The following is a 23,824-nucleotide window of genomic DNA, read 5'->3' on the forward strand; positions in this document are numbered from 1 at the left end:
AAAAAGTTGAAATATCGATAAGTATAAATGAAAGTAACTATTCAGTAGGTCTGAGCAGTTACATACAAAACCATATAGAAGAATAGCACAGGAATATTTCTTTGTCAAAATAGATTCATTGACTTGGTATACAATTATCATTAGTAAAATATAAGTCCAATTCCTAAAAAATATCGAAAAATAATTGTAGAAATGATATGATAGAATTATGAAATGGTAAGATAGGAGACGGAAGAAAGAGTATGAAAAAATATATTATGGCCCTGGATCAGGGGACAACTAGTTCCAGGTGTATCTTATTCGATAAGAAGGGAAAGGTATGCAGCAGTGCCCAGAAGGAGTTTCGCCAGATTTACCCTGCTCCCGGGTGGGTGGAACACAATCCGATGGAAATCTGGTCCTCTCAGCTTGCCGTGGCTACGGAAGCTATGGCAATGGTGGGAGCCAGTGCGGAAGAAATAAGCGGTATCGGTATTACGAACCAGAGAGAAACGACGATTCTATGGGATAAGAGGACGGGAGAGCCCGTATACAATGCGATTGTCTGGCAGTGCCGGAGAACAGCGGATATTATAGATGCTCTGAATGCAGAGGGTTATGGAGATGTTATTAAAGAGAAGACAGGTCTGATTCCCGATGCCTATTTCTCTGCGACTAAGATATCCTGGATATTAGATCATGTAGAAGGCGTACGTGAGCGTGCGCAGGCAGGAGAGATTCTCTTTGGAACGGTGGATTCCTGGCTGATCTGGAATATGACAAAAGGAAAGGTACACATTACCGATTATACTAATGCATCTCGCACCATGCTTTTTAATATCCATACGCTTTGCTGGGATGAAGAGCTTCTTGCTAAGCTTAATATTCCTGCCATTTTATTGCCGGAGGTGAAGCCATCGAGTTATGTTTACGGATATACGGCCGGGGGCATTCTAGGCGGGAAGATTCCCATAGCAGGTGCGGCTGGCGATCAGCAGGCAGCTCTTTTCGGACAGTGCTGCTTCGAGTCGGGACAAGCGAAAAATACTTATGGAACGGGTTGCTTCCTGTTGATGAATACAGGGAGTAAGGCGATTTCCTCGCAAAAAGGACTCTTGACCACGATTGCAGCGAGCACCACGGAGAACCGGGCGGAATATGCCTTAGAAGGAAGTGTATTCGTAGCAGGAGCATCCATTCAATGGCTGCGAGATGAAATGCACATGATAGAAAGATCCGCTACCTCGGAAGAATATGCAAGAGAGGTGGAGGACACGAACGGAGTTTATCTTGTGCCTGCATTTACAGGATTGGGAGCACCTTATTGGAATCAACATGCTAGAGGAATGGTAGTAGGTATTACGCGAGGATGTAAGAAGCAGCATTTCGTGCGTGCGGCATTGGAATCTGTAGCATATCAGACGGCGGACGTATTGAGGGCCATGGAAGAGGACTCGGAAATCAAAGTGAAGGAATTGAAGGTGGACGGCGGGGCCAGTGCCAATGACTTCCTTATGAAGTTCCAGGCGGATATTGTGAACACGCAAGTACACAGACCGGATTGCATCGAAACAACAGCTTTGGGGGCGGCTTACTTGGCGGGGCTTGCCACCGGCTATTACAAAGATAAAGAGGAAATAAAAGAAAACTGGCAGCTCGGGGGAAGCTTCCAACCATCTATGGATGAAGCTCTTAGAAATCATCTGTTGAAAGGGTGGAAAAGAGCGGTTCGCTGTGCACTTGTTTATACGGAAGAAGAATGAAGGAAAAGTAAGCCATGCAGTTCGCTTCTGAAATATTTGTAGAAAATAATTTAGAAATAAGATTGACATTACCTATATTTAATTTATAATTTAATTAAAATTACTTTAATTAAACTTAAAAATATTTTAGGAGAATAATATGGGAATTAAATGTTATGATTGCGAGCCTCAAAATACATGTATGGCTAAAAAGATCTTTAAATTGGATACACCAAATACTTCATATATTATGGCAGTGGTGGATGATGGCAGTTTTCTCGGACATGTATATTACGGAAGCAAGCTGGAAGATTATGACATTGCTTACTTGCTTCGTACGCAGGAAGCGCCATTTGTACCTTCGGTAAATGGACGGGATAGATGCTCTTTTATGGATTCTTTTCCGGTTGAATATCCGGGGCATGGTGTGGGAGATTATCGGGACGGATGTATCGAAGTGCTTTCCGCGACGGGGCATCGTGCGGTGAACCTCTCCGCTGTATCGCATCGTATATATGAAGGAAAACCGGAACTTGCAAGTTTGCCGGCAACTTTTGGAGGAAAAGAGGAATGTACTACTCTTGAGGTGGAATGTGAGGATGCGGCGATTGGACTTAACGTAACGCTTAGCTATACAACATTTGAAGATGTGGATGTCATAACGCGGAGCGTACATATCATGAACGCTTCTTCAAAGGAATTGTATTTGACCAAGGTATTATCAGCATGTATTGATATGGATAATAGAGAGTTTGAGCGAATAACTCTGCATGGTTCATGGGCGAGAGAACGCAATATTCAGCGCGAGAAAATTGGATATGGAAAGTATAAGGTTTCTTCCCTACGTGGAGAACCAGGTCATCAGAATCATCCTTTTATGGCACTTGTGACAGAGGGAACCACACAGGAAACGGGAGAAGTGTATGCTGTTCATTTTGTATACTCCGGTAATTTCATGGTACAGGAGGAAGTGAACCAGTTCGATAGCGTTCGTCTGACCATTGGGATTAACCCGGATGATTTTTCTTGGAAGCTTGCACCAGGAAAAGGATTTCAGTCGCCGGAAGCTGTCTTGGTATATTCTGATAATGGAATTGGGGCTATGACTCGTACGTTCCATGATTTGTACAGAAATCACCTAATAAGGGGAGAATACAGAGATAAAAAGAGGCCGGTGCTTATTAATAATTGGGAGGCAACTTACTTTGACTTCGACACAGATAAACTGATAGCGATTGCAAAACAGGCAGCCGAGCTTGGTATCGAAATGCTTGTTATGGATGATGGCTGGTTCGGCAGCCGCGATAGTGATAACAGCGCATTGGGCGATTGGAAGGTGAACGAGGAGAAATTAAAAGGGGGGCTTGACTTTCTTGTAAAAGAAGTGAACCGGCTCGGGATGAAATTCGGCATATGGTTTGAGCCCGAGATGATCTCTCCGGATTCTGATTTGTATAGAAGCCATCCGGATTGGGCTATTGCGATACCGGGCAGGGAGCCGGCACTGGCAAGGAACCAGTATGTACTCGATTTGACGAGAAAAGAGGTGCGAGACTACGTCTATGAATGTGTGGCGAAGATACTGCGAAGTGCTAATATCGAATATGTCAAGTGGGATATGAACCGTCCCCTTTCTGACATCGGCAGCGCATGCCTTCCCGCAGACAGACAAGGTGAGATATATCATCGTTATGTACTTGCACTATACGAACTGCAGAACCGTCTTATAAAGGAATTTCCCTATTTACTCTTGGAGAACTGCTCCGGTGGAGGTGCGAGATTCGATCCTGGTATGCTTTACTACAGCCCGCAAATATGGTGTTCGGATGATACGGATGCGGTAGAGCGTCTGTCGATTCAGGAAGGGACGGCGCTCATTTACCCTCTTTCCTCCATAGGTGCACATGTGTCTGATTGTCCAAATCATACGGTGGGAAGAGTGACTCCTTTTGAGACAAGGGGATATGTGGCACTGGCGGGAACCTTCGGTTATGAGCTGGATGTGACGAAGATCTCGGAGGAAGAGCGGAATATGATTCCTGATCAGATTGCTATGTATCACAAGTACAATGATCTGGTACGTCGTGGTGATTACTATCGAATTGCTTCCTATCAGGAAAATCATCTGTATGATTGCTATGCAGTGGTAAGCAAGGATAAGACAGAAGCGCTTATTACATACATCCAGGTATTGAACCGCCCGAATGTTCACAGTCGGCGAATTTATGTAAAAGGCCTTGATTCAAATAGGAAGTATCTGGTAGAGGGAGGAGAAAAAGCTTATTATGGAAATACTTTAATGAAAGCAGGAATTCCGGTGGAAGACGTTTGGGGAGATTTCAAGGGAAAGTTGTACTATTTAAGGGCGGTAGAATAAATATTTACCATAGGTCGAAGAATGCGAAAGGAGTTAGAGAATGGCGAAAGCGGTTAAGATGGCAGACATTGCAGAAATGATGAATGTCAGTGTAGTCACTGTATCCAAAGCTTTATCCGGGCAAAAGGGCGTCAGTGAGGAAGTTCGGGAGAAGATCATAAAGTTGGCAAATGAAATGGGATATAGGCAGCCTTCCGCACTTAAACTGGCAAAAAACCGTAAGAGTTATAATATAGGAGTGCTTGTATCCGACCGTTTTCTGGATAAATATAAGTCATTTTATTGGGAAATGTATCAGGAGGTAGCACAGAAAGCGCTGCAGAAAGACTGCTTTACGATGCTGGAGGTGCTTGAAGCCGATGATGAAAAGGCTCTTATTCTCCCTAAACTTTTGCAGGAAGAAAAAGTAGATGGCATGATAGTGATTGGCCTGTTGAACGAAGATTATTTGGAAATGCTCAGCAATATAGTGAAAACACCTTTGCTTTACCTTGATTTTTATGATAAAAGACATAAGTGTGACGCTATCATAACCGATAACTATTATGGAATGTATAAGCTTACGAGTTATCTCTTTGATATGGGACATACGCAGATTGCTTATGTAGGAACTTTGTTGTGTACGGGGAGCATAACGGATCGTTATTTTGGCTATGCAAAGGCTTTGCTGGAGCACGGACAAAAGACGCGGGAAGATTGGATAGTGGGGGACAGAGACCCTGTTACGGGAAGGTCGGATCTGGGCTTTGAACTGAAGCTTCCGGAGGAAATGCCCACGGCATTTGTATGTAACTGTGACTTATGTGCGAGCCAGCTGATTAAAAAGCTGGAAGAGAAAGGATATCGTGTGCCAGAAGATATTTCCGTAGTGGGATTCGATAATTATCTTTATCCAGGATTGTGTAATGTAGAAATTACCACATATGAGGTGGATATGAAGGAAATGGCGAGAAAGAGTATTAATAATCTTGTGCGAAAAATATCCGGTGAATATTATAAGAAAGGGATAACGATTGTAGAAGGGCATTTAGTGCCGAAGAATAGCGTAAAAAGAAAAGAATAATGATAGAAGCTATAGAACCGCTCTCAGATTCAAAACATTCGTTTTGTCCGGGAGCGGTTTTTGAATATTATTAGGCTGTTTTGCGTACAGGAACAGAAGTCACTTACGGATAATATTAAGTGATTTTTGTTTATAGGACAAGGGAGTCATCCCTGTTTCTTTTTTAAAAAGATAAATAAAGTGGTTGGTGTTGTCGATACCGACCAGGCTGCCTATTTCATGAATGCGGTAATCTGTAGTAAGGAGCAAGTCCTTAGCAATCTCCACTCTTCTGGCATTCAGATATTGTAGCGGTGATTCTCCGTAATACATGCTGAATTCGCGGCATAACCGATATTTGCTGATAGAAAAGTGATTTTCTAGTTCATTCAAAGTGTAGCTTTCCTGGTAAGCGATATCAAAGAGCGCTTTTATCTCCTGTAAATAGCCGGGAGCTTTTGTTACGGGATTTTCAGCCTCCATACTTTCCATCAATAAATCACAGATAATATCTGTCAGAATACGGGAATCATATAACTTATTTCGGATTTCGCCTGTTGTGCCGTTTAGTGCCAGCTTCTGAATGTTCCTTATGATGGTTGAGTGTTCGGGAGGGGTATAAAGCGGGAAACCGTATTGGAGCAATAATTTGCTATAAAAGTCAAGAATTTCTCCTTTTATAAAGAATACTTTATAATTCCAGGGAGATACGGCGATTTCTAGCTTAAAACGTTGGTCGCATTTCACAAAAAGCAAGGTATTACTTTCCAGGGAATAAATGCTGTTTTCATAATGCAGCTTTCCATATCCGTTCTCCGTATATAAAAGTAAATAGCAGTTTAGTGGATTAAGCTGAAAAGAATATGGAAAAGATGCTTCCAGGGATCCTCCGGAAAGAATAGAGATTAGTTTTTCGTCGATATCTTTGCCGGGTTCATATATGTTCCCAAGAAAAAAAAGGGGTGATTTATCTGGGGAAAGGCGGGGAGGGGAGACCATATAGCTTTCAAAATCATTGGTAAAGTTCAAATGTTACCTCCTTGTTTGAGAAAACCCGAAATTTCTTCTATCATACGAAAATCCTCTCTGTAGCAGGGTATGAAAGTATTTTTTCCTAATAATACAAAAGCTCTTCGGGTAAACAATAAAGTATATAATTGATTATACTATGAGTAGTTATATAACACAAATCATAAATTAAATTAAAGTAATAAAAGTAAGTAAAAAAGACTAAAACCGTAAAAGTAAATTTAAAATGAAGATATATAAATTTTCAATATATGAATAATGCACAAAAATATAGTGTTAAAATTGTATAAATAGAAGAAATGGACAATAGACGCAATTAATAGAGATTAAAAACAAGAATAAATGATGATTAAAAAATAAAGTTAAATATAATTAAAATAAAGTTATATAGTAGCTCGTCACAAAAAACAAACGAAACAAAAAGGAGGAACACCTATTATGAAACTGAAAAAAGTTTTAGCACTCAGTATGGCGACGGTACTTACATTATCGATGACCGGATGTGGATCTGGAAGCGGTGAAAGCGCAGCGGTAAGCACGAATGAAGAAACGGCAGCAGTAGAGGAGGCACCGGCAGAAGAAACGGGGAATGATGCGACAGCAACAGGGGAATTGAATTATGCGGATATTGTATTGGGGGAAAGCTATACGGATATTACGACTTCAATCAAATGGCTCTCTCACAGGACGGACTTGATCGAAAGCGGAATGATGGATACTTACCTTGCGAATTTCAATGAAATGTATCCTGATATTACGGTGGAAGTGGAAGGCGTTACCAATTATGCGGACGATGCTCTGCTTAGGCTTACGGCAGGTAACTGGGGCGATATTATTATGATTCCTGCAGTTGATAAAAATCTCCTGAGTGAATACTTTGTACCTTATGGAGATTTGGACAGCATGAGCAAAGTAGTGAGATTTGCAGACCAGTGGATGTATGACAATATAGTATACGGAGTGGCTTCAACCGGTAATGCGCAAGGTATCGTATACAATAAGGCGGTCTTTGAATCAGCGGGAATTACAGCTATCCCGAAGACACCGGAAGAATTTATGGATGCTTTGCAGGCAATCAAGGATAATACGGATGCGATTCCTTTATACACCAACTATGCGGCAGGTTGGACAATGGGTGCATGGGATGCGTATATCAACGGTTCAGCTACAGGTTCAAGTAAATATATGAATCAGGAACTCCTCCATACAAAGGATCCTTTCAAAGATTACGGTGATGGTACACATGCTTATGCGGTATATAAGGTTTTATATGATGCTGCTGCAAACGACCTGATAGAAGATGACTACACAACGACCGACTGGGAAGGCTGCAAAGGTATGATCAACGGCGGGCAGATCGGATGTATGGTACTCGGTTCATGGGCATATACCCAAATGGTAGATGCAGGAGAGAACGGCGATGATATCGGTTATATGTCATTCCCGATTACTATAGGCGGAAAACAATACGCATCCGCAGGCCCAGACTATAATTATGGAATTAATATTAATGCTTCCGACGATAATAAAGCAGCAGCTATGGTATTTGTAAAATGGATGACGGAAGAATCTGGATTCTCATTTAATGAGGGTGGTGTTCCAATCAGCATGGACGGAGAATATCCGGAGCTTTATGCAGCTTTTGACGGCATTGAATTCGTAGCAGATGAACCGTCACTGCCAGGAGAGGAAGATATTCTCAATGAATTAAATGCGGAATCAGAGCTTAATATTAACAGCGGCGGAGACAGCAAGATTCAGGCGATTATCGAGCATGCGGCAAACGGAGATAAGACGTTTGACGAGATTATGGACGAATGGAATGCGGCGTGGAGCAATGCTCAGGAAGTTGCAGGAGTAGAAATAACGAACTAATATTTGACTCAAATAAGGGGAAGTAATTTTAATAAATAATTTTTAATTTCATAGAGTCAGGGGAATCTGCCTGACTCTATGATAATGAAGACAGTAGATAAGGAGGATACGGTATGTCGGCTGCTGCAAATCAAATGGTGCAGGCAAAACAGAAAAAGCCCTTTCAATTTTTAAAATGGGCGAAAAGCAGAAAAGGACAACAGACAATTATCATAGTGGCATTTATGTTTATACCTCTTTTGCTGCTGTTTACTTTTACCTATTTTCCGTTTGCGGAAATGTTTAAATTCAGTTTTTATAAGATGAAATACATCGGACCGAGGAAGTTTGTGGGTCTTGGTAATTATATTCAAGTATTTAAGAGGGATGATTGCTTCGGTGCCTTGAAGCTTAGCCTTTATTATATCGGTGGCGCCATGGTACAGCTTATAATTGCGTTGTATCTTGCAACAATGCTCAGTTTTAAAGCAAAAGGCGGTAATGTTTTTAAAGGATTTATGTTTTTTCCTTATCTTGTCAGCGGTATTGCAATTGGATTCATTTTTAAATTTTTTTATACGAGAGGATTCGTATTGGATACAGTTCTTCAATGGTGCGGTTTTGAACTGGAAAATCTTCCGTATTGGCTGAAAGATCAGCGTATAAATAATATTTCGCTGGTAGCCACCAGCGTATGGCGTTATTTCGGACAGAACATGGTATTGTTTATCGGTGCAATCATGTCTGTGGATGCGGAGCTGTATGAGGCGGCGGAGCTGGACGGTGCAAATAAATTTCAGCAGTTTAAATATATTATTCTGCCTAGTATTAAAACAATCGTAACGCTTAATGTTATTTTATCCATTACAGGTTCCTTGAGTGCGTTTGAACCGCCTTATGTTATTACGAGCGGTGCAAACGGAACGGGCACCTATTTTGTAATTATGAACGAAATTGCCCACGTCAGCCAGAAAGTAGGTCTTGCGTCTGCCATGGCAATCGTTCTTTTGATGATTATTTTTGCAGCGACAATCCTACAGAAACTTTTCTTTAAATATGTTATGAGAGATGCCGAAGATGAGAATAAAAACGCGGGGATCAAGAGGGAAAAGAAGCTTCAGCGCTATAGAAGGAGAAAGGGGGCAGTTTAAATAATGATATTAATGAAGTGCAAAAAGTTTATAGGGACATTCTTGAAATATTTTTCGCTCGTATTTTTCTCCATAGTTGCCATATTGCCCATTGTATCTTGTGTGATCACCGCATTTAAGACGGATGCTGAATATCAAAGCACGAATGTAATGACCCTGCCTGAAAGCTGGCTCAATTTCAGCAATTTTACGGAGGCATTCCGACGTGCCAATATGGGGCAGGCTTTTATAAATTCTACCATTGTACTTGTTGTTGTACTGATGGGCTCCATATTGCTCGGAACACAGATTGCCTACATATTGAACCGCTTTAGTTTTCCTGGGAACGGACTTGTCAGAAATCTTTTCCTTTTTGCAGCTTTACTGCCCGGAGTGGCCATGCAGGTTTCGGTTTATTCTATAATGAACTCTTTGGGATTTATTAATCATTTATACGGATACATAATCCTGATGATGGGAACAGATGTTATTTCCATATATATTTTTATACAATTTTTTGAAAATATATCAATATCATTGGACGAATCGGCAATCATGGACGGTGCTTCCTACTTTACAATTTATGCAAAAATACTTTTCCCGCTTTTAAAGCCGGCGATTGTAACATGCATGATATTGAAAGGAGTAGGGACATACAACGAATATTATATGGCACAGCTATACTTGCAGGATAAGACAAGGCTGGGGACGGTAGCCACCTCGCTTTTTACATTTACGGGCCCCCTTGGAAGCAAGTATAACTTAATCTGTGCAGGAGTTATTATATCGCTGCTACCCGCGCTTGTTGTTTTTATATTATGTCAGAAACAAATATACAGCGGCCTTACGGCAGGAGCTGTAAAAGGATAGGAGAGAAGAGTATGCTGGCCCAAGAGATGAAAGAGCATCTTACGACTACCATTATTCCTTTTTGGAAAAAAATGCGTGATGATGAAAACGGCGGTTATTACGGCTGGATGGATTATGATTTGAAAATAGATAAAAAAGCGATTAAGGGATGTGTTTTGAATAGCCGGGTCACATGGTTTTTTGCCAATGCTTATATGTTGTTAAAGGATGAGGAGCTGCTTGATTATGCGAAGCATGGATTTGATTTTATGAAAGCATACTGCATAGACCGGAAATATGGAGGTGTTTACTGGTCAATTCGCCCAGATGCAAGACCGGAGGATACGGAGAAGCATACTTACAATCAGGCGTTTGCCATCTATGCGCTTTCTTCCTATTATGAGGCAAGCGGCAATAAAACAGCATTGGATATGGCCATGGATTTGTTCCATATTATAGAAGAAAAATGTATGGATGAGTTCGGGTATAAGGAATGCTTTAACAGGGGATTTGAAGAAATAGATAACGATAAGCTGTCTGAAAATGGAGTGATTGCGGAAAAGACGATGAATACCCTTCTGCATGTATATGAAGCATATACGGAATTGTACCGTGTCGGCAGATGTGAAGCCGTAAAGGAAAGAATGCTTTGGATCATGGACACTTTTAAGAATAAGGTATACAATCCGAAGCTGCGCAGGCAGGAGGTGTTCTTTGATGAAGAAATGAATTCTATTCTCGATTTGCATTCATATGGCCACGATATTGAGACCGCGTGGCTTATAGATAGAGGATTGGACATTCTAAAAGAAGAAAAATATGAAAAGCTTATGCGTCCTGTTACCGAATCGTTAACAGAGCATGTATATAAGACAGCATTTGACGGCAATTCCCTTGCCAATGAATGTGAGAAGGGGGTTGTGGATGAGAGCCGTATCTGGTGGGTGCAAGCGGAAGCTGTGGTGGGATTTTTAAACGGTTACGAGCGCAATCCCTACAGAGAAGAATACAGGCAAGCAGCTGAAAGCGAATGGAAATTCATAAAAGAACATATTGCCGATAAGCGTCAGGGCGGTGAATGGTATTGGAAAGTGGATAAAGAAGGAAAGCCGATAGAGGGAGCGCCTATTGTGGAACCTTGGAAATGTCCGTACCATAACGGCAGAATGTGCTTTGAAGTAATTAGGAGAGCGGCTATGCTACATAAGCAATATTATAAAGAGCTTCAAAAGTATGAAGCTTTGATAAACAGGAAAAACGAGACGGATAAAAGTTTCTATAACGGCATTTACGACAGATATAAATATCCGGTGCTGACAAGAGAGCATATTCCGCTGACATGGCAGTATGACTTGAATGTGAAGACGAATCCTTATTTTATGAAAAGGTTGGGAATCAATGCGGTAATGAATTCGGGAGCCATAGAACTGAATGGCAAATATTATCTCGTAGCACGCATAGAAGGAGATGATAGAAAATCTTTTTTTGGAGTGGCGGAAAGCAACAGCGGGACGGATGGATTCCGGTTCTGGGATTATCCCATACTTCTTCCTGACAAATATCCGCAAGAAACCAATGTATATGATATGCGGCTGACAAAACATGAAGACGGATATATTTATGGATTATTCTGCTCGGAAAGTAAGGATAATTCCGTAAACGATCTGTCTGCGGCGGTAGCGGCAGCCGGAATTGTCAGGACAAAAGATTTGAAAACGTGGGAAAGACTTGACAATCTGGTGACAGAAAATTCTCCCCAACAGAGAAATGTAGTATTGCATCCTGAATTTATAGATGGAAAATATGCGTTTTATACGCGCCCGATGGATGATTTTATTGAAACCGGATCGGGGGGCGGAATTGGCTTCGGCTTATGCGGTGATATTACACATGCGGTAATTGGAGAAGAAAAGCTGATTAGTCTTAGAAAATACCATACGATTACCGAAGCGAAAAACGGTGCAGGTGCAGTGCCGGTTAAAACTGAAAAAGGATGGATACATATCGCCCACGGGGTAAGAAATACGGCGGCTGGGCTCCGGTATGTAATTTATGCATTTGCAACGGATTTGGAAGATCCCTCCAGGATTATTGCGGAACCTTCAGGCCTTCTGATCGGACCGAGAGAAGGAGAGCGTATAGGTGATGTTTCGAATGTGGTTTTTACGAATGGAGCAATTGTAAATGAAAATGGAGAAGTATTCATTTATTATGCGTCAGGCGATACGCGCCTACATGTGGCGGTTACTACGATCGATAAACTTACGGATTATGTTTTCCGCACTCCAGAGGATCCGCTTCGTTCTGTGGAATGTGTAAAGCAAAGGTATGACCTTATAGAGAAAAATCTTGAATACTTAAATAAATATAAATGATGTGAGAATACATCGGCCCAAAGTTTGCAGGCTATGAGAAAGGTATGGTTATTAAGATGAATAAGATAAAAATGATAAGTGAGCCGGTAAAAAATGTTCCGTGGCAGGAGAGGCCGGAGGGATTGCAGGATGCACCGGTATGGAGGTACAGTGAAAATCCGGTTATCGGAAGGAATCCTATAAAGGGCGTTGCGAGGATTTTTAACAGCGCAGTGATACCTTACGGTGAGGAATTTATCGGTGTATTTCGTGGAGAACAAATAAACGGAATACCTTATATTTATATGGGGAAGAGCAAGGACGCTATCCATTGGCAGATCGAGGAGGAGAAAATTCCTTTTGTGGATGATGACGGCAATCCGTTTATGCCGGTATATGCCTATGATCCGCGTCTCGTGAAGATAGAAGATACTTATTATATTATATGGTGTCAGGACTTTTACGGTGCGGCAATCGGCATGGCAAAAACAAAAGACTTTAAAATCTTTGTAAGAATAGAGAACCCTTTTCTTCCTTTTAATAGAAATGCGGTGTTATTTCCGAGAAAAATAAATGGAAATTTTATGATGTTGAGCCGTCCCAGTGATAGCGGGCATACTCCTTTTGGCGATATTTTCGTAAGTGAAAGTCCTGATATGGTATATTGGGGAAAGCACCGTCATGTAATGGGAAAAGGGAATGAGTGGTGGGAATCCCTGAAAATAGGAGGAGGTGCAGCTCCTATCGAAACAACGGAAGGATGGCTCTTATTTTATCACGGAGTGAGTGGTACTTGTAATGGATATGTTTATTCTATCGGCGGTGCGATATTGGATCTGGAGAACCCGTCGATCGTAAAATACAGATGCGGAAATTTTCTTCTGACTCCCGAAGAGTGGTATGAGGAAAGAGGATTTGTTCCTAACGTATGCTTCCCCTGTGCGACGATTCATGATTCGGAAAGTGGAAAAATTGCTATTTACTATGGAGCGGCAGACAGCTATGTAGGGCTTGCATTTACACAATTAGAGGATATTGTAGCCTATATAAAGGAGAATAGCACGGTTACCGTATCGGATACTGAAATAGGGAAGCGTTAAAGTAAGCGTCAGAAAAAGGAAGTAAATGACATATGATTCTAAGACCGGATAACGATAAATTTACATACAGCGGAAGAATTGATTTTGAAGAAAGGAATGAACCTGTATTTGTATATCCAGCCAGCAGCATCATGCTGAAGGTAAGCGGCAGCTTCATACGCATTATCGTAAGCAATAAAAGAGCGTACTGGGAAAATTCGTTAGGATTCGTGATAGACGGCAGGCAGGGGAAGGTAATACTTCCGGAGGAAGAAAAGGAAGTGGTGCTTACCCTGGCGGAAAATCTGGAAGATAAGCTTCATGATGTTTTGATTTTTAAGAGGCAGGACTCCTGCCATATATTTAAATTTCATGGGGTAGAGGTGGAAGATGGTGCTTCCATACAGCCTTCGGAACCTGTGCCGGAACGAAAGATAGAAGTGTATGGCGACAGCGTTTCGGCAGGAGAAGTTTCTGAAGCTGTGGAATACACAGGAAAAGAAGACCCGGAACATAACGGGGAGTATTCTAACAGCTACTATTCCTATGCGTGGATGACTGCGCGGAAGCTAGATGCGCAGATACATAATATTGCCCAAGGTGGTATTGCACTCCTTAACGGTACAGGATGGTTTTCGGAGCCCGGTTATATAGGAATGGAAGAAATGTATGACAAGATAAGGTATCATCCGGAACTAGGACCGGTAAAGCGGTGGAATTTCGCAAAGTACAGGCCTCACCTTGTCATAGTGGCTATCGGACAAAATGACAACCATCCGGAAGATTATATGGCAGAGGATTACGAGAGTGAAAAAAGTATACATTGGCGGAAACGGTACAAGATTTTTGTGGGAAGATTAAGAAAAATATACCCACAGGCAGCAATCATACTGAAAACCACCATTTTAAATCATCATCAAAATTGGGACCGTGCCATTGAACAAGTGTGCGAGGAACTGCAGGATTCCCGTATATATCATTTCCGCTATATGAATAACGGATGCGGTACGCCGGGACATATCCGAATTCCTGAGGCGGAGAGGATGTCAGAGGAACTGGTGATGTTTATAAAGTCTCTTGGAGAAAGTGTGTGGAAGGAAGAATATGACGCATGAAGAAAAATGTAATACGGCTATGGGGAGAGGTGTAATAAACAGGGGTAACCTATATAGGCTGAAAAGAAATATGGAACGAGCGAAAAACGGTGAAAAGCTTGTGATTGGATTTATAGGCGGTTCCATAACGCAGGGTTCTTTATCCTCGTCTTCGTCTTCCTGCTATGCGTACCTTGTATATAGTTGGTGGAAAGATAGATTTCCTGAAGCAGAGTTTGCATATGTTAATGCTGGAATAGGAGGAACTACCTCTCAGTTTGGAGTGGCAAGAGTGCATGACGATCTGCTCTGCCATAGCCCTGATTTTGTCATTGTGGAATTCAGTGTGAACGATGAGAACAACAGTCGCTTTGCCGAAACTTATGAAGGCCTTATACGCAATATTTATGCAAGTGTTTGTCATCCAGCCATAGTATTGCTTCATAATGTCCGCTATGACAACGGAATAAATGCACAGGAGGAGCATTCAAGAATCGGAAAAGCTTACGGACTTCCGTGTATTAGCATGAGAGAGGCTGTTTTTCCAAAGGTTGCGTCAGGAGATATTCCGGTACGCAGCATCACGCCGGATGATTTACACCCGAACGATGTGGGACATAAGCTGGTGGCAGAAACTGTTATACGATTTCTTGAGGAAGCATATGCGGAGCGCAGTAAATATGAGTTGTTGTTTAACAAAGGCGAAATGCCGGAGCCTTTGACGGGAAACGGCTATGAGCATTCTTTTCGTTACCGGAATAATAATTGTGTTCCGAAATGCAATGGATTTACAGCAGATACGGGAAAAGATGGAAGAAGTTCACATATTTTTCAAGGGGGTTGGACTGCGAGCTGTATAAATAATAGAATAATATTCGAAATTGAAGGCACGGGTATTGCTGTTCAATATCGAAAAACTATATATAAGCCAGCACCGGTAGCTCGTGTTACCGTTGACGGAAATATAGAGAAATCTATTTTGATTGACGGAAACTTTGACGAGGACTGGGGCGATTGCCTATACATTGATACAGTTGCGGAACATATGGAAGATACTGTACATACGGTAGAAATCACTATTGTGGAAAGCTATGAAGATTTAGCGGTTCCGTTTTACCTTGTATCAGTGATTGGTTCACGATAGGAGGATGCCATGAGGGCAGGAGACGAAAAGAAAATTTATAGTAAATTCCAAGAATTAATGGGGAAAATCAAAAATGTTATAAATATTGAGAATAATGAAACGGTAAAGGGATCAAAGGAAAATTTCCGAATTAAGTTCACGTTTAAAGCATTGACAAATACTAGTATAATGGGAACTTTAATCAAGGCATTTTTTGTTCCTATTGTATTGATTATAGTGTTAGGCTTTGTATCTTATAAAGCTGCTTCTAATATTATCATGGAGAAGGTGGAAGATTCCTCTGTAAGTACGATATCGGCCATGAGTATGTATTGTGACTTATTGACGAGCAACGTATCTTCAAAAGCTCTTGAAATAGTAGCTGGGAATGATATGTCCGCATATTATGAAGTTTATTATAAGCAGAATGACAGTAAGGCCATGGAATATTGGCGTAATGCGAAGAAGAATCTTCTTCAGGTGAAGTCCAGCGTACAATATTTGTATAGTTATTCTATTATTCCGGAAGATGGAACTTACCTTACGTCCATATCGGGAAGTATGGGAGACGACGTTTATAAAGGATTTATGGAGTCGCCGGAGGGTAAATACTTTCAGGAATTTGCCACACGTAAAAACGGATGGTTTGGATATCACTCATTTTTGGATGAGAGGTTATTTATTCCCGAAGATAGATATGGTCTTGCATTTTTTCAGAAATTCTTAAAAGCGAATACATATTTGGTATTGGATATTACGACTGAGGCAATAGAAGAGATGCTCAATGAAATGGATTTTGGAGAGAACAGCATCAAGGCATTGATTGCGCCGGATGGCCGTGAAATTGTACGTATACAGCAGAGTGAAGAAAAAGCGGTAGATCCAGAAGATAAAAGAGCTGTATTCACGGATAAAAGCTTCTATGCACAAAGCAAGGAAACGGAGGAAACCGGCAGCAGTTATGTTACATATAATGGAGGCACTTATCTGTATGTACATGCTCCGGTTGGCAAAACGGGTATCATGCTTTGCGGATTGATTCCTCAGGATAATATCGTAAGGGAAGTAAGTTTTATACGCACCTTATGTGTTATGCTGGTACTTCTTGCGTGTATTATTGCGTTTGTAATTGGAAGCAGAATTGCAACAGGCATGAGTAAGTCTGTAAAAGTAATGACAAATGGCTTGAATGAAGTTGCCAAGGGAGATTTGACGCAGAAATTTGCGATAAAAAGAAAAGATGAATTCAGCCTTCTTGCACAAGGTCTGAGTGATATGTGTGAAAGTATGCGGACGCTTATGAGAGATATGCAGAACTTTGGAAATAAAGTAAAGGAAATGGCGGACGGGGCAGCCACCAAATCGGAAATCATTCATACATCTATAAAGGAAATTTCCACCGCGGTAGATGAAATGGCGGAAGGAGTGCAGACACAGGCAAAGGAAGCGGATAACGGTAACGATAAAATGACGGATTTTGCAGTAAAGATAGATGAAGTCTATGAAAGAGCCGGCGATATGACCAATATTGCAGACCGGACAACCGATGTGGTAGAGCAAGGCAGAATCATTGTGGACGAACTGAACAGGAAATCGGAGACAACAGTAGCCATTACGAAAGTTCTAGTAGAAAATATAGACAATGTCCAGAAACGTTCTGCGCAGATTGAAGGCTTTATCGATACCATTAACAGTATTGCCAGACAGACAAATCTGTTGTCTTTGAATGCATCCATAGAAGCAGCAAGGGCAGGGGAGAGCGGACGTGGGTTCGCTGTTGTTGCGGAAGAAATTAGGAAGCTTGCCGATGAGTCTATGGAAGCGGGCAAAAGTATTCGGGATATTGTTGGAAATATCGGGGAAACAACCACAAGAACGACACAATCGGCAAAGGAAGCGGAGATGATTATTTTCGCACAGGCAGCGTCTCTGGAAGAGACGATACAGGTATTCGGTGAAATACACGGCTGTGTGGAAAGCCTTGTGAATGGCCTTAAAAATATTGCTGACAGCATACGGGAAATCAACATGGAAAAGGAACAGGTACAGGAGTCTATTCGCAGTATTTCCGTTGTTTCAGAGCAATCGGCAGTTGCTACCGAAGAGGTTACCGCTACTTTAGATGACCAAGTTAGTACCGTTTTCAATTTAGCAAGGGATGTAGAACTATTGAAAACAGAAGCGGATGCGTTAGACCGATCTATCGGGAGATTTATCATATAGTGATATTAGCCATACATAAAGCTTGAAAGCTGCAGGATAGAAACGGAGAGCAGAAATGTTTTGTGATGATTTTGTTTGGGGTGTTGCCAGCAGCGCCTATCAGATAGAAGGAAGAGATAAAGAAGATGAATGCGGGAAAATCATATGGGATACTTTTGCGGAAGCAGGAAAAACCGCAGACGGACACAGTGCCGAGGTGGCTTGTGACCATATTCACAGATACAAAAAGGATTATGCGCTGATGCGCCTTATGGGAGTAAAGGCATATCGCTTTTCCTTGAATTGGGCACGAATCTTGCCGGAAGGGACAGGAAGGGTTAATGAGAAAGCAATTGCCCTGTATCGGGATATGGTTCAGGAGATGAGAAAGAACAACATAGAACCGTATATTACATTGTATCATTGGGAATTTCCTCAAGCTTTGCAGGATAAGGGGGGATGGCTAAATGCTGAGAGTGTAGACTGGTTTGCGGAATATGCCAGAGTTGTGTCGGAGAATTTTTCTGATTTATGCAAATATTTCATTACATTTAATGAGCCGCAATGCTTTGTGGGATTGGGGAACCTTTCGGGAGAGCACGCGCCGGGCCTTAAGCTGCCGATTAAAGATGTCTTTCAAATAGCTCATAATGTGCTGAAGGCTCATGGAAAGGCAGTAATTAACTTACGCAAATATGCTAAACAGCTTGTGAAAGTGGGATATGCACCTACTTGTAGCATGGCGTATCCTGCAACTGACAGTAAAGAGGATATTGAGGCGGCTAAAAAAGCATTGTTTGGATTCTTTAACCCTGTAGAGAAATGGACGTGGAATGTGTCATGGTTTTCTGATCCGGTATTTTTGGGACACTACCCGGAAGAAGGGGTAGAAAAGTATAAGGAATACCTGCCTGAGATAACGCAAGAGGATATGAAATTAATATCACAGCCACTGGATTTTATGGGACAAAACATATATAATGGGTACATGGTAAGCGCAGATGCAGATGGGAAGCCGGTATTTGAGAGTAGAAAACCGGGCTATGAAAAAACTGCAGCAGGTTGGCCGGTAACACCGGAAGCCATCTATTGGGGAGTCAGGTTTCTCTATGAAAGATATGAACATCCGATGTATATTACGGAAAACGGCATGTCTTGTCATGATGTGGTTTCTCTGGATGGCCGGGTGCATGACCCTAATAGAATTCATTTTTTGGATATGTATTTGTCCGAACTTCAGAAGGCGAGCGACGATGGTGTAGATGTGAAAGGGTATTTCCTCTGGACGTTTCTTGATAATTTTGAATGGGATAAAGGATATACGGAACGTTTCGGCATTGTTCATGTGGATTTTGAGACACAGAAGCGAACTGTAAAGGATTCTGCTTTTTGGTATCAGAGGGTCATGGAGACAAATGGAAAGGAACTCAGTATCAATAAGCTGATGAGACAAATATTATTTTTGAATCCTATTTTTAAAAAGATGGTCTGGGGCGGCGAACGCTTAAAGACCGAGTTTGAATACGATACTACATCACGGGATGTAGGGGAGTGCTGGGGAATCAGCGCCCATCCTCACGGAGACTGTGAAGTAAAAGAAGGCTTTTACAAAGGGAAAAAGCTTTCCGAATTATGGAGAAAACTTCCCGGACTGTTCGGGAATTATGATGCGGAAAATTTCCCCCTTTTAGTAAAAATGATAGATGCAAAAGAGGATTTGAGCATTCAGGTTCATCCTGATGATAAATATGCCGGTATGCACGAGGGAGGGAGTCTCGGAAAGACGGAATGTTGGTATGTGATGGATTGTGATGAAGATGCCAGATTGGTTATCGGACACAACGCGGAAACGAAGGAACAGATGGCACAAATGATTGAAAAGGGCGAATGGGAAAAATTTATACGTGAGATTCCTGTGCGCAGGGGTGATTTCATCCAAATCGATCCGGGAACTGTGCACGCGATTAAAGGCGGCCTTATGATATTGGAGACGCAGCAAAGCAGCGATATCACATATAGGCTTTATGATTATGGCAGAATGGTGAATGGAAAGCCGAGAAAGCTTCACCTTGATAAGAGTATGGATGTGATTACCGTTCCTTCTAATGATATCAATAAGGATGTAGAAAATACTCTTGGTTTAAATGCCAACTCTATGAACGTTCTCGTTTCTAACGAATATTATACGGTCTGGAAGCTGGAGGTAGCGAAGGACTTTACTTTGAGTCAGGACTATCCCTTTATGAACATGAGTGTTATCGAAGGGGACGGGCTTATTAATGGGCAGTTTATAAAGAAAGGCGATCACTTCGTGCTCCCCGCTGACTTCGGTTTGATTGAGCTCCACGGAAAGATGCAGTTAATCGCTTCGGCGGTGAAAATAATATAAAATATAATGAGAAGATAAGGTCACTGTTTTTGTGGTGACCTTGTTTTTATTCTATAAGAAAGACCTTGTTACATTAAAGTATAAAAGCAATTATCCTATAGGATAAAAGCCTTTCAGGCAAACAATGCGCAGCTACGAGCGCGGATATATAAAGATAATAATACCGCAATAAGAAAATCTGTGATAAAATAATCAAAGTAAAAGTAAAAATCGCTATAGAGTATAAATTTGACACAAGGTTTGAAAGGAGAATGCCGATAAATGATTGCAGCAAAATATAAAGATATGCTAGGTGCTAAATCCGTAATTCGGGAGCTGTCAGAATATGCGGCGGTAAGGGGAAAGGAAATCGGATATGAAAATGTCTTCGATTACAGCCTCGGCAACCCTTCGGTACCGACGCCGGAGAAATTTAAGAAGGCAATGGTAGATTTGTTGGAGCAATGCGATCCTATGGAGATACATGGATACAGCCCCAGTCTTGGAATCCCTTCGGTGAAAGAGGCGGTAGCACATTCTTTGAACAAAAGATTTGGCATGAAATATACTTTTAAACATATATTTATGACGTCAGGCGCTGCGGGAGCCCTGGCTCATGCGGTTCGCTGTGTAACAGTGCCGGGAGATGAAGTGCTTACCTTTGCTCCGTTCTTCCCCGAATATCATCCTTATGTGGATCTAAGCGGTGCGGTGCTGAAAGTAGTTCCTCCCAATACAGAGGCGTTTCAGGTTAATTTTGAATGTTTTGAAGAGATGTTAACGGATAAGGTAATGGCGGTGCTTATCAACACACCCAACAACCCTTCCGGCGTCGTATACACGAGAGAAACACTAGAGAAGCTAGCTTTAATTATGAGGGAGAAGTCTGAAGAATACGGGCACGATATTTATTTGATTTCCGATGAACCTTACAGGGAAATTATATTTGCAGGCGTTGAGAATACTTACGTTTCCAAAGTGTATGATAATACGATTAGTTGCTATTCTTATTCCAAATCGTTGTCGATACCTGGTGAGAGAATTGGATATATAGCGGTTAATCCAGCTTGCTCGGATGCTGAGACCATCATAAATATGTGCGGTCAGATTTCCAGAGGGATCGGGCATAACTGTCCATCTTCCATCGTGCAGCTCGCGGTAGCGCAGGTGCTGTATGACACCTCTGAACTATCTGTATATGAGACGAATATGAATCTTCTTTATGAGGAACTTATCAGCCTTGGACTCGCCTGTATAAAGCCGGGTGGGACTTTCTACATCTTTCCCAAGGCATTGGAAGAGGATGCGAAAGTTTTCTGCCAAAAAGCTAAAAACTACGACCTGATTCTCGTTCCGGGAGATAGCTTTGGCTGTCCCGGCTATTTCCGCATGGCCTACTGTATGGACACCGAAAAGGTAAAACGGTCGCTCCCTGCACTGAGGAGATTTGTCGAAACGGAATACAGATGATATAGAGACAGATATTATATAAAGTTATGAAAGAAAGGAAATACCGAAATGTATCAAGCTGGTCTTATTTTAGAAGGCGGCGGTATGAAAGGAGTTTATACTGCCGGTGTCTTGGATTTTTTTCTCGATAAGGAAATAGAATTCTCCTCTTGTTATGGAGTATCGGCAGGTTCCTGTCATATGTGCAGTTATTTGTCGAAGCAGAAGAAACGTGCTTACCGCATCGCGGTAAACTATCTGGAACACAAGAAGTATTGTAGCCCATATAGTCTGCTCACGACTGGAGATCTATTCGGGGTGGATATGTGCTATGATTTAATTCCGAATTATCTGGATCCTTATGATTATGACGCTTTCAATCAATATGAGGGAAAAGCATATACTGTTGTGACGAATATCCGAACCGGACAAGCAGAGTACATACAGCTTAAGGATATGCACAGAGATATTATTGCAGTACGTGCGTCCAGCTCCATGCCGCTCGTATCGCGCAATGTGAAGATCGGAGATGAGCTATATCTGGATGGGGGAATTGCGGATTCCATTCCGATTAAAAGGTCAATACAGGATGGGAACGAGAAAAATATCGTTATAATGACGAAAGAGGACGGATATCATAGAGAACCTTCTTCCAGTCTTTCCTTTGTAAAAATGCGCTATATTAAGTATCCGAAGATATATGAACGGATGAAAGAAAGGCACAAGGAGTACAATGAGACTTTGGACTTCTTGGCACAGCAAGAAGAAGAGGGTAAGGCCTTCGTTATCCGACCTAAAAAGGTGAGTGAAGTAGGAAGGGTGGAGAAGGACAGAAAGAAGTTGGAAGCTTTATATGAAGAAGGTTATAGGGACGCAGAAAGCCGTTATGTGGAACTTTTGGAGTATTTGTCCTGATTTTGTAACTGTTCAGTACCCTCACAGTTACAAAAGCAAAGATTGCTTTGTGAAAATCCATTAAAATCACCTTCGGTGATGGGATTTTCACTTGCTTTCCTAAGTATTCTTACGGTCAGCGCAGCAGATGCGCAGACCTGCTGAATAGTTACTTGATTTGTTTCATGAATACATGGAGAAATAAAAGAATAGATTTCGTTATATATTATAATATGATATCAGGGGTAAAAGGTCATGTGTTTTAGAATTTCGAGAGCACAAAGTGCGCAGTAACCCGTAGATATCAGCCCCAACATCATAATAATAAGGGGAGACGAGATTGGATTATGCGTCTTCCAAGGAGGTTTAAGGATGATAGAGATTTTAAAGGCGATACTTTTCGGTATTGTGGAAGGTATTACGGAGTGGCTGCCAATCAGCAGTACAGGACATATGATTTTATTGAATGAATTCGTCACGTTGGACGTATCTGCTGAATTTTGGGAGATGTTTCTTGTAGTAGTACAGTTGGGAGCTATTCTCGCGGTAGTTCTTTTGTTTTGGAACAAGATATTTCCCTTTGATTTGAAAGGGAAGCCTTTTATTAAGAAGGATATTTTCACGCTTTGGTTTAAGATAATAGTTGCCTGTTTACCGGCGGCTATCGTAGGAATTTTATTCGATGATTTGTTCAATGCACTTTTCTATAATTATACTTGTGTTGCCATTGCGCTTATTGTATTCGGTATCTTATTTATTATCATTGAGAATCGCAATGCCAAGGAGAATAAAGCTCCTAAGATTACGGATGTTTCCCAGCTTACTTATAAAGCGGCAGTTATTATTGGGATCTGGCAGTTGATTGCTGCGATATTCCCCGGAACTTCTCGTTCAGGAGCTACTATTATCGGTGCCCTGCTTCTTGGAGTATCCAGAACGGTAGCTGCAGAGTTTACATTTTTCCTTGCAATTCCTGTTATGTTCGGTGCAAGTCTCTTGAAGCTCCTTAAGTTCGGCCTGGCATTCAGTGCAGCAGAATGGACGATTCTGGCGGTAGGAATGGTAGTGGCGTTTATTGTTTCGGTTATTGTAATAAGATTCCTGATGGGTTATATAAGGAAACATGACTTTAAGGTATTCGGTTGGTATCGAATTGTTCTGGGCATTCTTGTGTTGCTATACTTCATGTTCTAATGTAGATAATCTCTGGTTACTATTCACAGAAAGCCAATGCAAAGTCAAAATTGCGTTTCTGTATC

Annotated in this window: 16 protein-coding genes and 1 pseudogene; 16 read left to right on the forward strand and 1 reads right to left on the reverse strand. The window is 41.5% G+C overall.

Going from position 1 to position 23,824, the window contains the following annotated elements; genetic code table 11:
• Window positions 1-242 precede the first annotated feature (242 nt).
• The 3 genes from glpK to RBB56_RS11730 all read left to right on the forward strand — a co-directional run bounded on the left by glpK (window position 243) and on the right by RBB56_RS11730 (window position 5,161).
• Window positions 243-1,742: a glycerol kinase GlpK gene (gene glpK / locus RBB56_RS11720; RefSeq protein ID WP_306719142.1), complete on the forward strand. Its 1,500-nt coding sequence runs from the start codon at window positions 243-245 to the stop codon at window positions 1,740-1,742.
• A gap of 181 nt (window positions 1,743-1,923) precedes the next feature.
• Window positions 1,924-4,098, forward strand: a complete 2,175-nt coding sequence (locus RBB56_RS11725; protein WP_306719143.1) for an alpha-galactosidase — start codon at window positions 1,924-1,926, stop codon at window positions 4,096-4,098.
• A 40-nt stretch (window positions 4,099-4,138) separates the two neighbouring features.
• On the forward strand, window positions 4,139-5,161 hold the full coding sequence (locus tag RBB56_RS11730; RefSeq protein ID WP_306719144.1) for a substrate-binding domain-containing protein: 1,023 nt from the start codon (window positions 4,139-4,141) through the stop codon (window positions 5,159-5,161).
• A gap of 99 nt (window positions 5,162-5,260) precedes the next feature.
• Here the strand turns inward: RBB56_RS11730 and RBB56_RS11735 are convergent, their stop codons facing one another.
• The gene (locus RBB56_RS11735; RefSeq protein WP_306719145.1) at window positions 5,261-6,169 is read right to left on the reverse strand and encodes an AraC family transcriptional regulator; all 909 of its coding nucleotides are present in this window, start codon (window positions 6,167-6,169) and stop codon (window positions 5,261-5,263) included.
• Between the two features lie 438 nt (window positions 6,170-6,607).
• Here RBB56_RS11735 and RBB56_RS11740 point away from each other — a divergent pair, with 438 nt between their 5' ends.
• From RBB56_RS11740 to RBB56_RS11800, 13 genes and pseudogenes are all read left to right on the forward strand, one after another.
• Window positions 6,608-8,044 (forward strand): ABC transporter substrate-binding protein, encoded by a 1,437-nt coding sequence (locus tag RBB56_RS11740; RefSeq protein WP_306719146.1) that lies wholly within the window; start codon window positions 6,608-6,610, stop codon window positions 8,042-8,044.
• A gap of 113 nt (window positions 8,045-8,157) precedes the next feature.
• Window positions 8,158-9,174 carry a carbohydrate ABC transporter permease gene (locus RBB56_RS11745; protein ID WP_306719147.1) on the forward strand — a complete coding sequence of 339 codons (1,017 nt, stop codon included), beginning with the start codon at window positions 8,158-8,160 and terminating at the stop codon, window positions 9,172-9,174.
• A gap of 3 nt (window positions 9,175-9,177) precedes the next feature.
• Window positions 9,178-10,023, forward strand: coding sequence for a carbohydrate ABC transporter permease (locus tag RBB56_RS11750; protein WP_306719148.1), 846 nt, complete (start codon window positions 9,178-9,180; stop codon window positions 10,021-10,023).
• Between the two features lie 11 nt (window positions 10,024-10,034).
• Window positions 10,035-11,192: pseudogene (locus RBB56_RS18515) on the forward strand (AGE family epimerase/isomerase); the annotation flags it as partial.
• A 6-nt stretch (window positions 11,193-11,198) separates the two neighbouring features.
• A complete protein-coding gene (locus RBB56_RS18520; RefSeq protein ID WP_306722141.1) occupies window positions 11,199-12,377 on the forward strand; it encodes a glycoside hydrolase family 130 protein in 1,179 nt (392 codons plus the stop codon).
• 56 nt (window positions 12,378-12,433) lie between these two features.
• Entirely contained in the window at window positions 12,434-13,456 is a 1,023-nt protein-coding gene (locus RBB56_RS11765; RefSeq protein ID WP_306722142.1) for a glycoside hydrolase family 130 protein, read from the forward strand.
• Window positions 13,457-13,488: 32 nt separating this feature from the next.
• Entirely contained in the window at window positions 13,489-14,550 is a 1,062-nt protein-coding gene (locus tag RBB56_RS11770) for an electron transporter RnfD (protein WP_306719149.1), read from the forward strand.
• Entirely contained in the window at window positions 14,540-15,673 is a 1,134-nt protein-coding gene (locus RBB56_RS11775) for an SGNH/GDSL hydrolase family protein (RefSeq protein WP_306719150.1), read from the forward strand. Before RBB56_RS11770 ends, RBB56_RS11775 begins: the two co-directional genes overlap by 11 nt.
• Window positions 15,674-15,682: 9 nt before the next feature.
• Window positions 15,683-17,875 carry a methyl-accepting chemotaxis protein gene (locus tag RBB56_RS11780; protein WP_306719151.1) on the forward strand — a complete coding sequence of 731 codons (2,193 nt, stop codon included), beginning with the start codon at window positions 15,683-15,685 and terminating at the stop codon, window positions 17,873-17,875.
• Window positions 17,876-17,930: 55 nt separating this feature from the next.
• A complete protein-coding gene (locus tag RBB56_RS11785; protein ID WP_306719152.1) occupies window positions 17,931-20,243 on the forward strand; it encodes a GH1 family beta-glucosidase in 2,313 nt (770 codons plus the stop codon).
• A gap of 261 nt (window positions 20,244-20,504) precedes the next feature.
• Entirely contained in the window at window positions 20,505-21,692 is a 1,188-nt protein-coding gene (locus tag RBB56_RS11790) for a pyridoxal phosphate-dependent aminotransferase (protein ID WP_306719153.1), read from the forward strand.
• A gap of 48 nt (window positions 21,693-21,740) precedes the next feature.
• Window positions 21,741-22,586, forward strand: a complete 846-nt coding sequence (locus tag RBB56_RS11795; RefSeq protein ID WP_306719154.1) for a patatin-like phospholipase family protein — start codon at window positions 21,741-21,743, stop codon at window positions 22,584-22,586.
• Window positions 22,587-22,937: 351 nt separating this feature from the next.
• Window positions 22,938-23,759 (forward strand): undecaprenyl-diphosphate phosphatase, encoded by an 822-nt coding sequence (locus tag RBB56_RS11800; protein ID WP_306719155.1) that lies wholly within the window; start codon window positions 22,938-22,940, stop codon window positions 23,757-23,759.
• The last annotated feature ends 65 nt before the right edge of the window (window positions 23,760-23,824 follow it).

Origin of the sequence: Kineothrix sp. MB12-C1 (genome assembly GCF_030863805.1) — a bacterium.
Classification (GTDB): Bacteria; Bacillota; Clostridia; order Lachnospirales; family Lachnospiraceae; genus Kineothrix.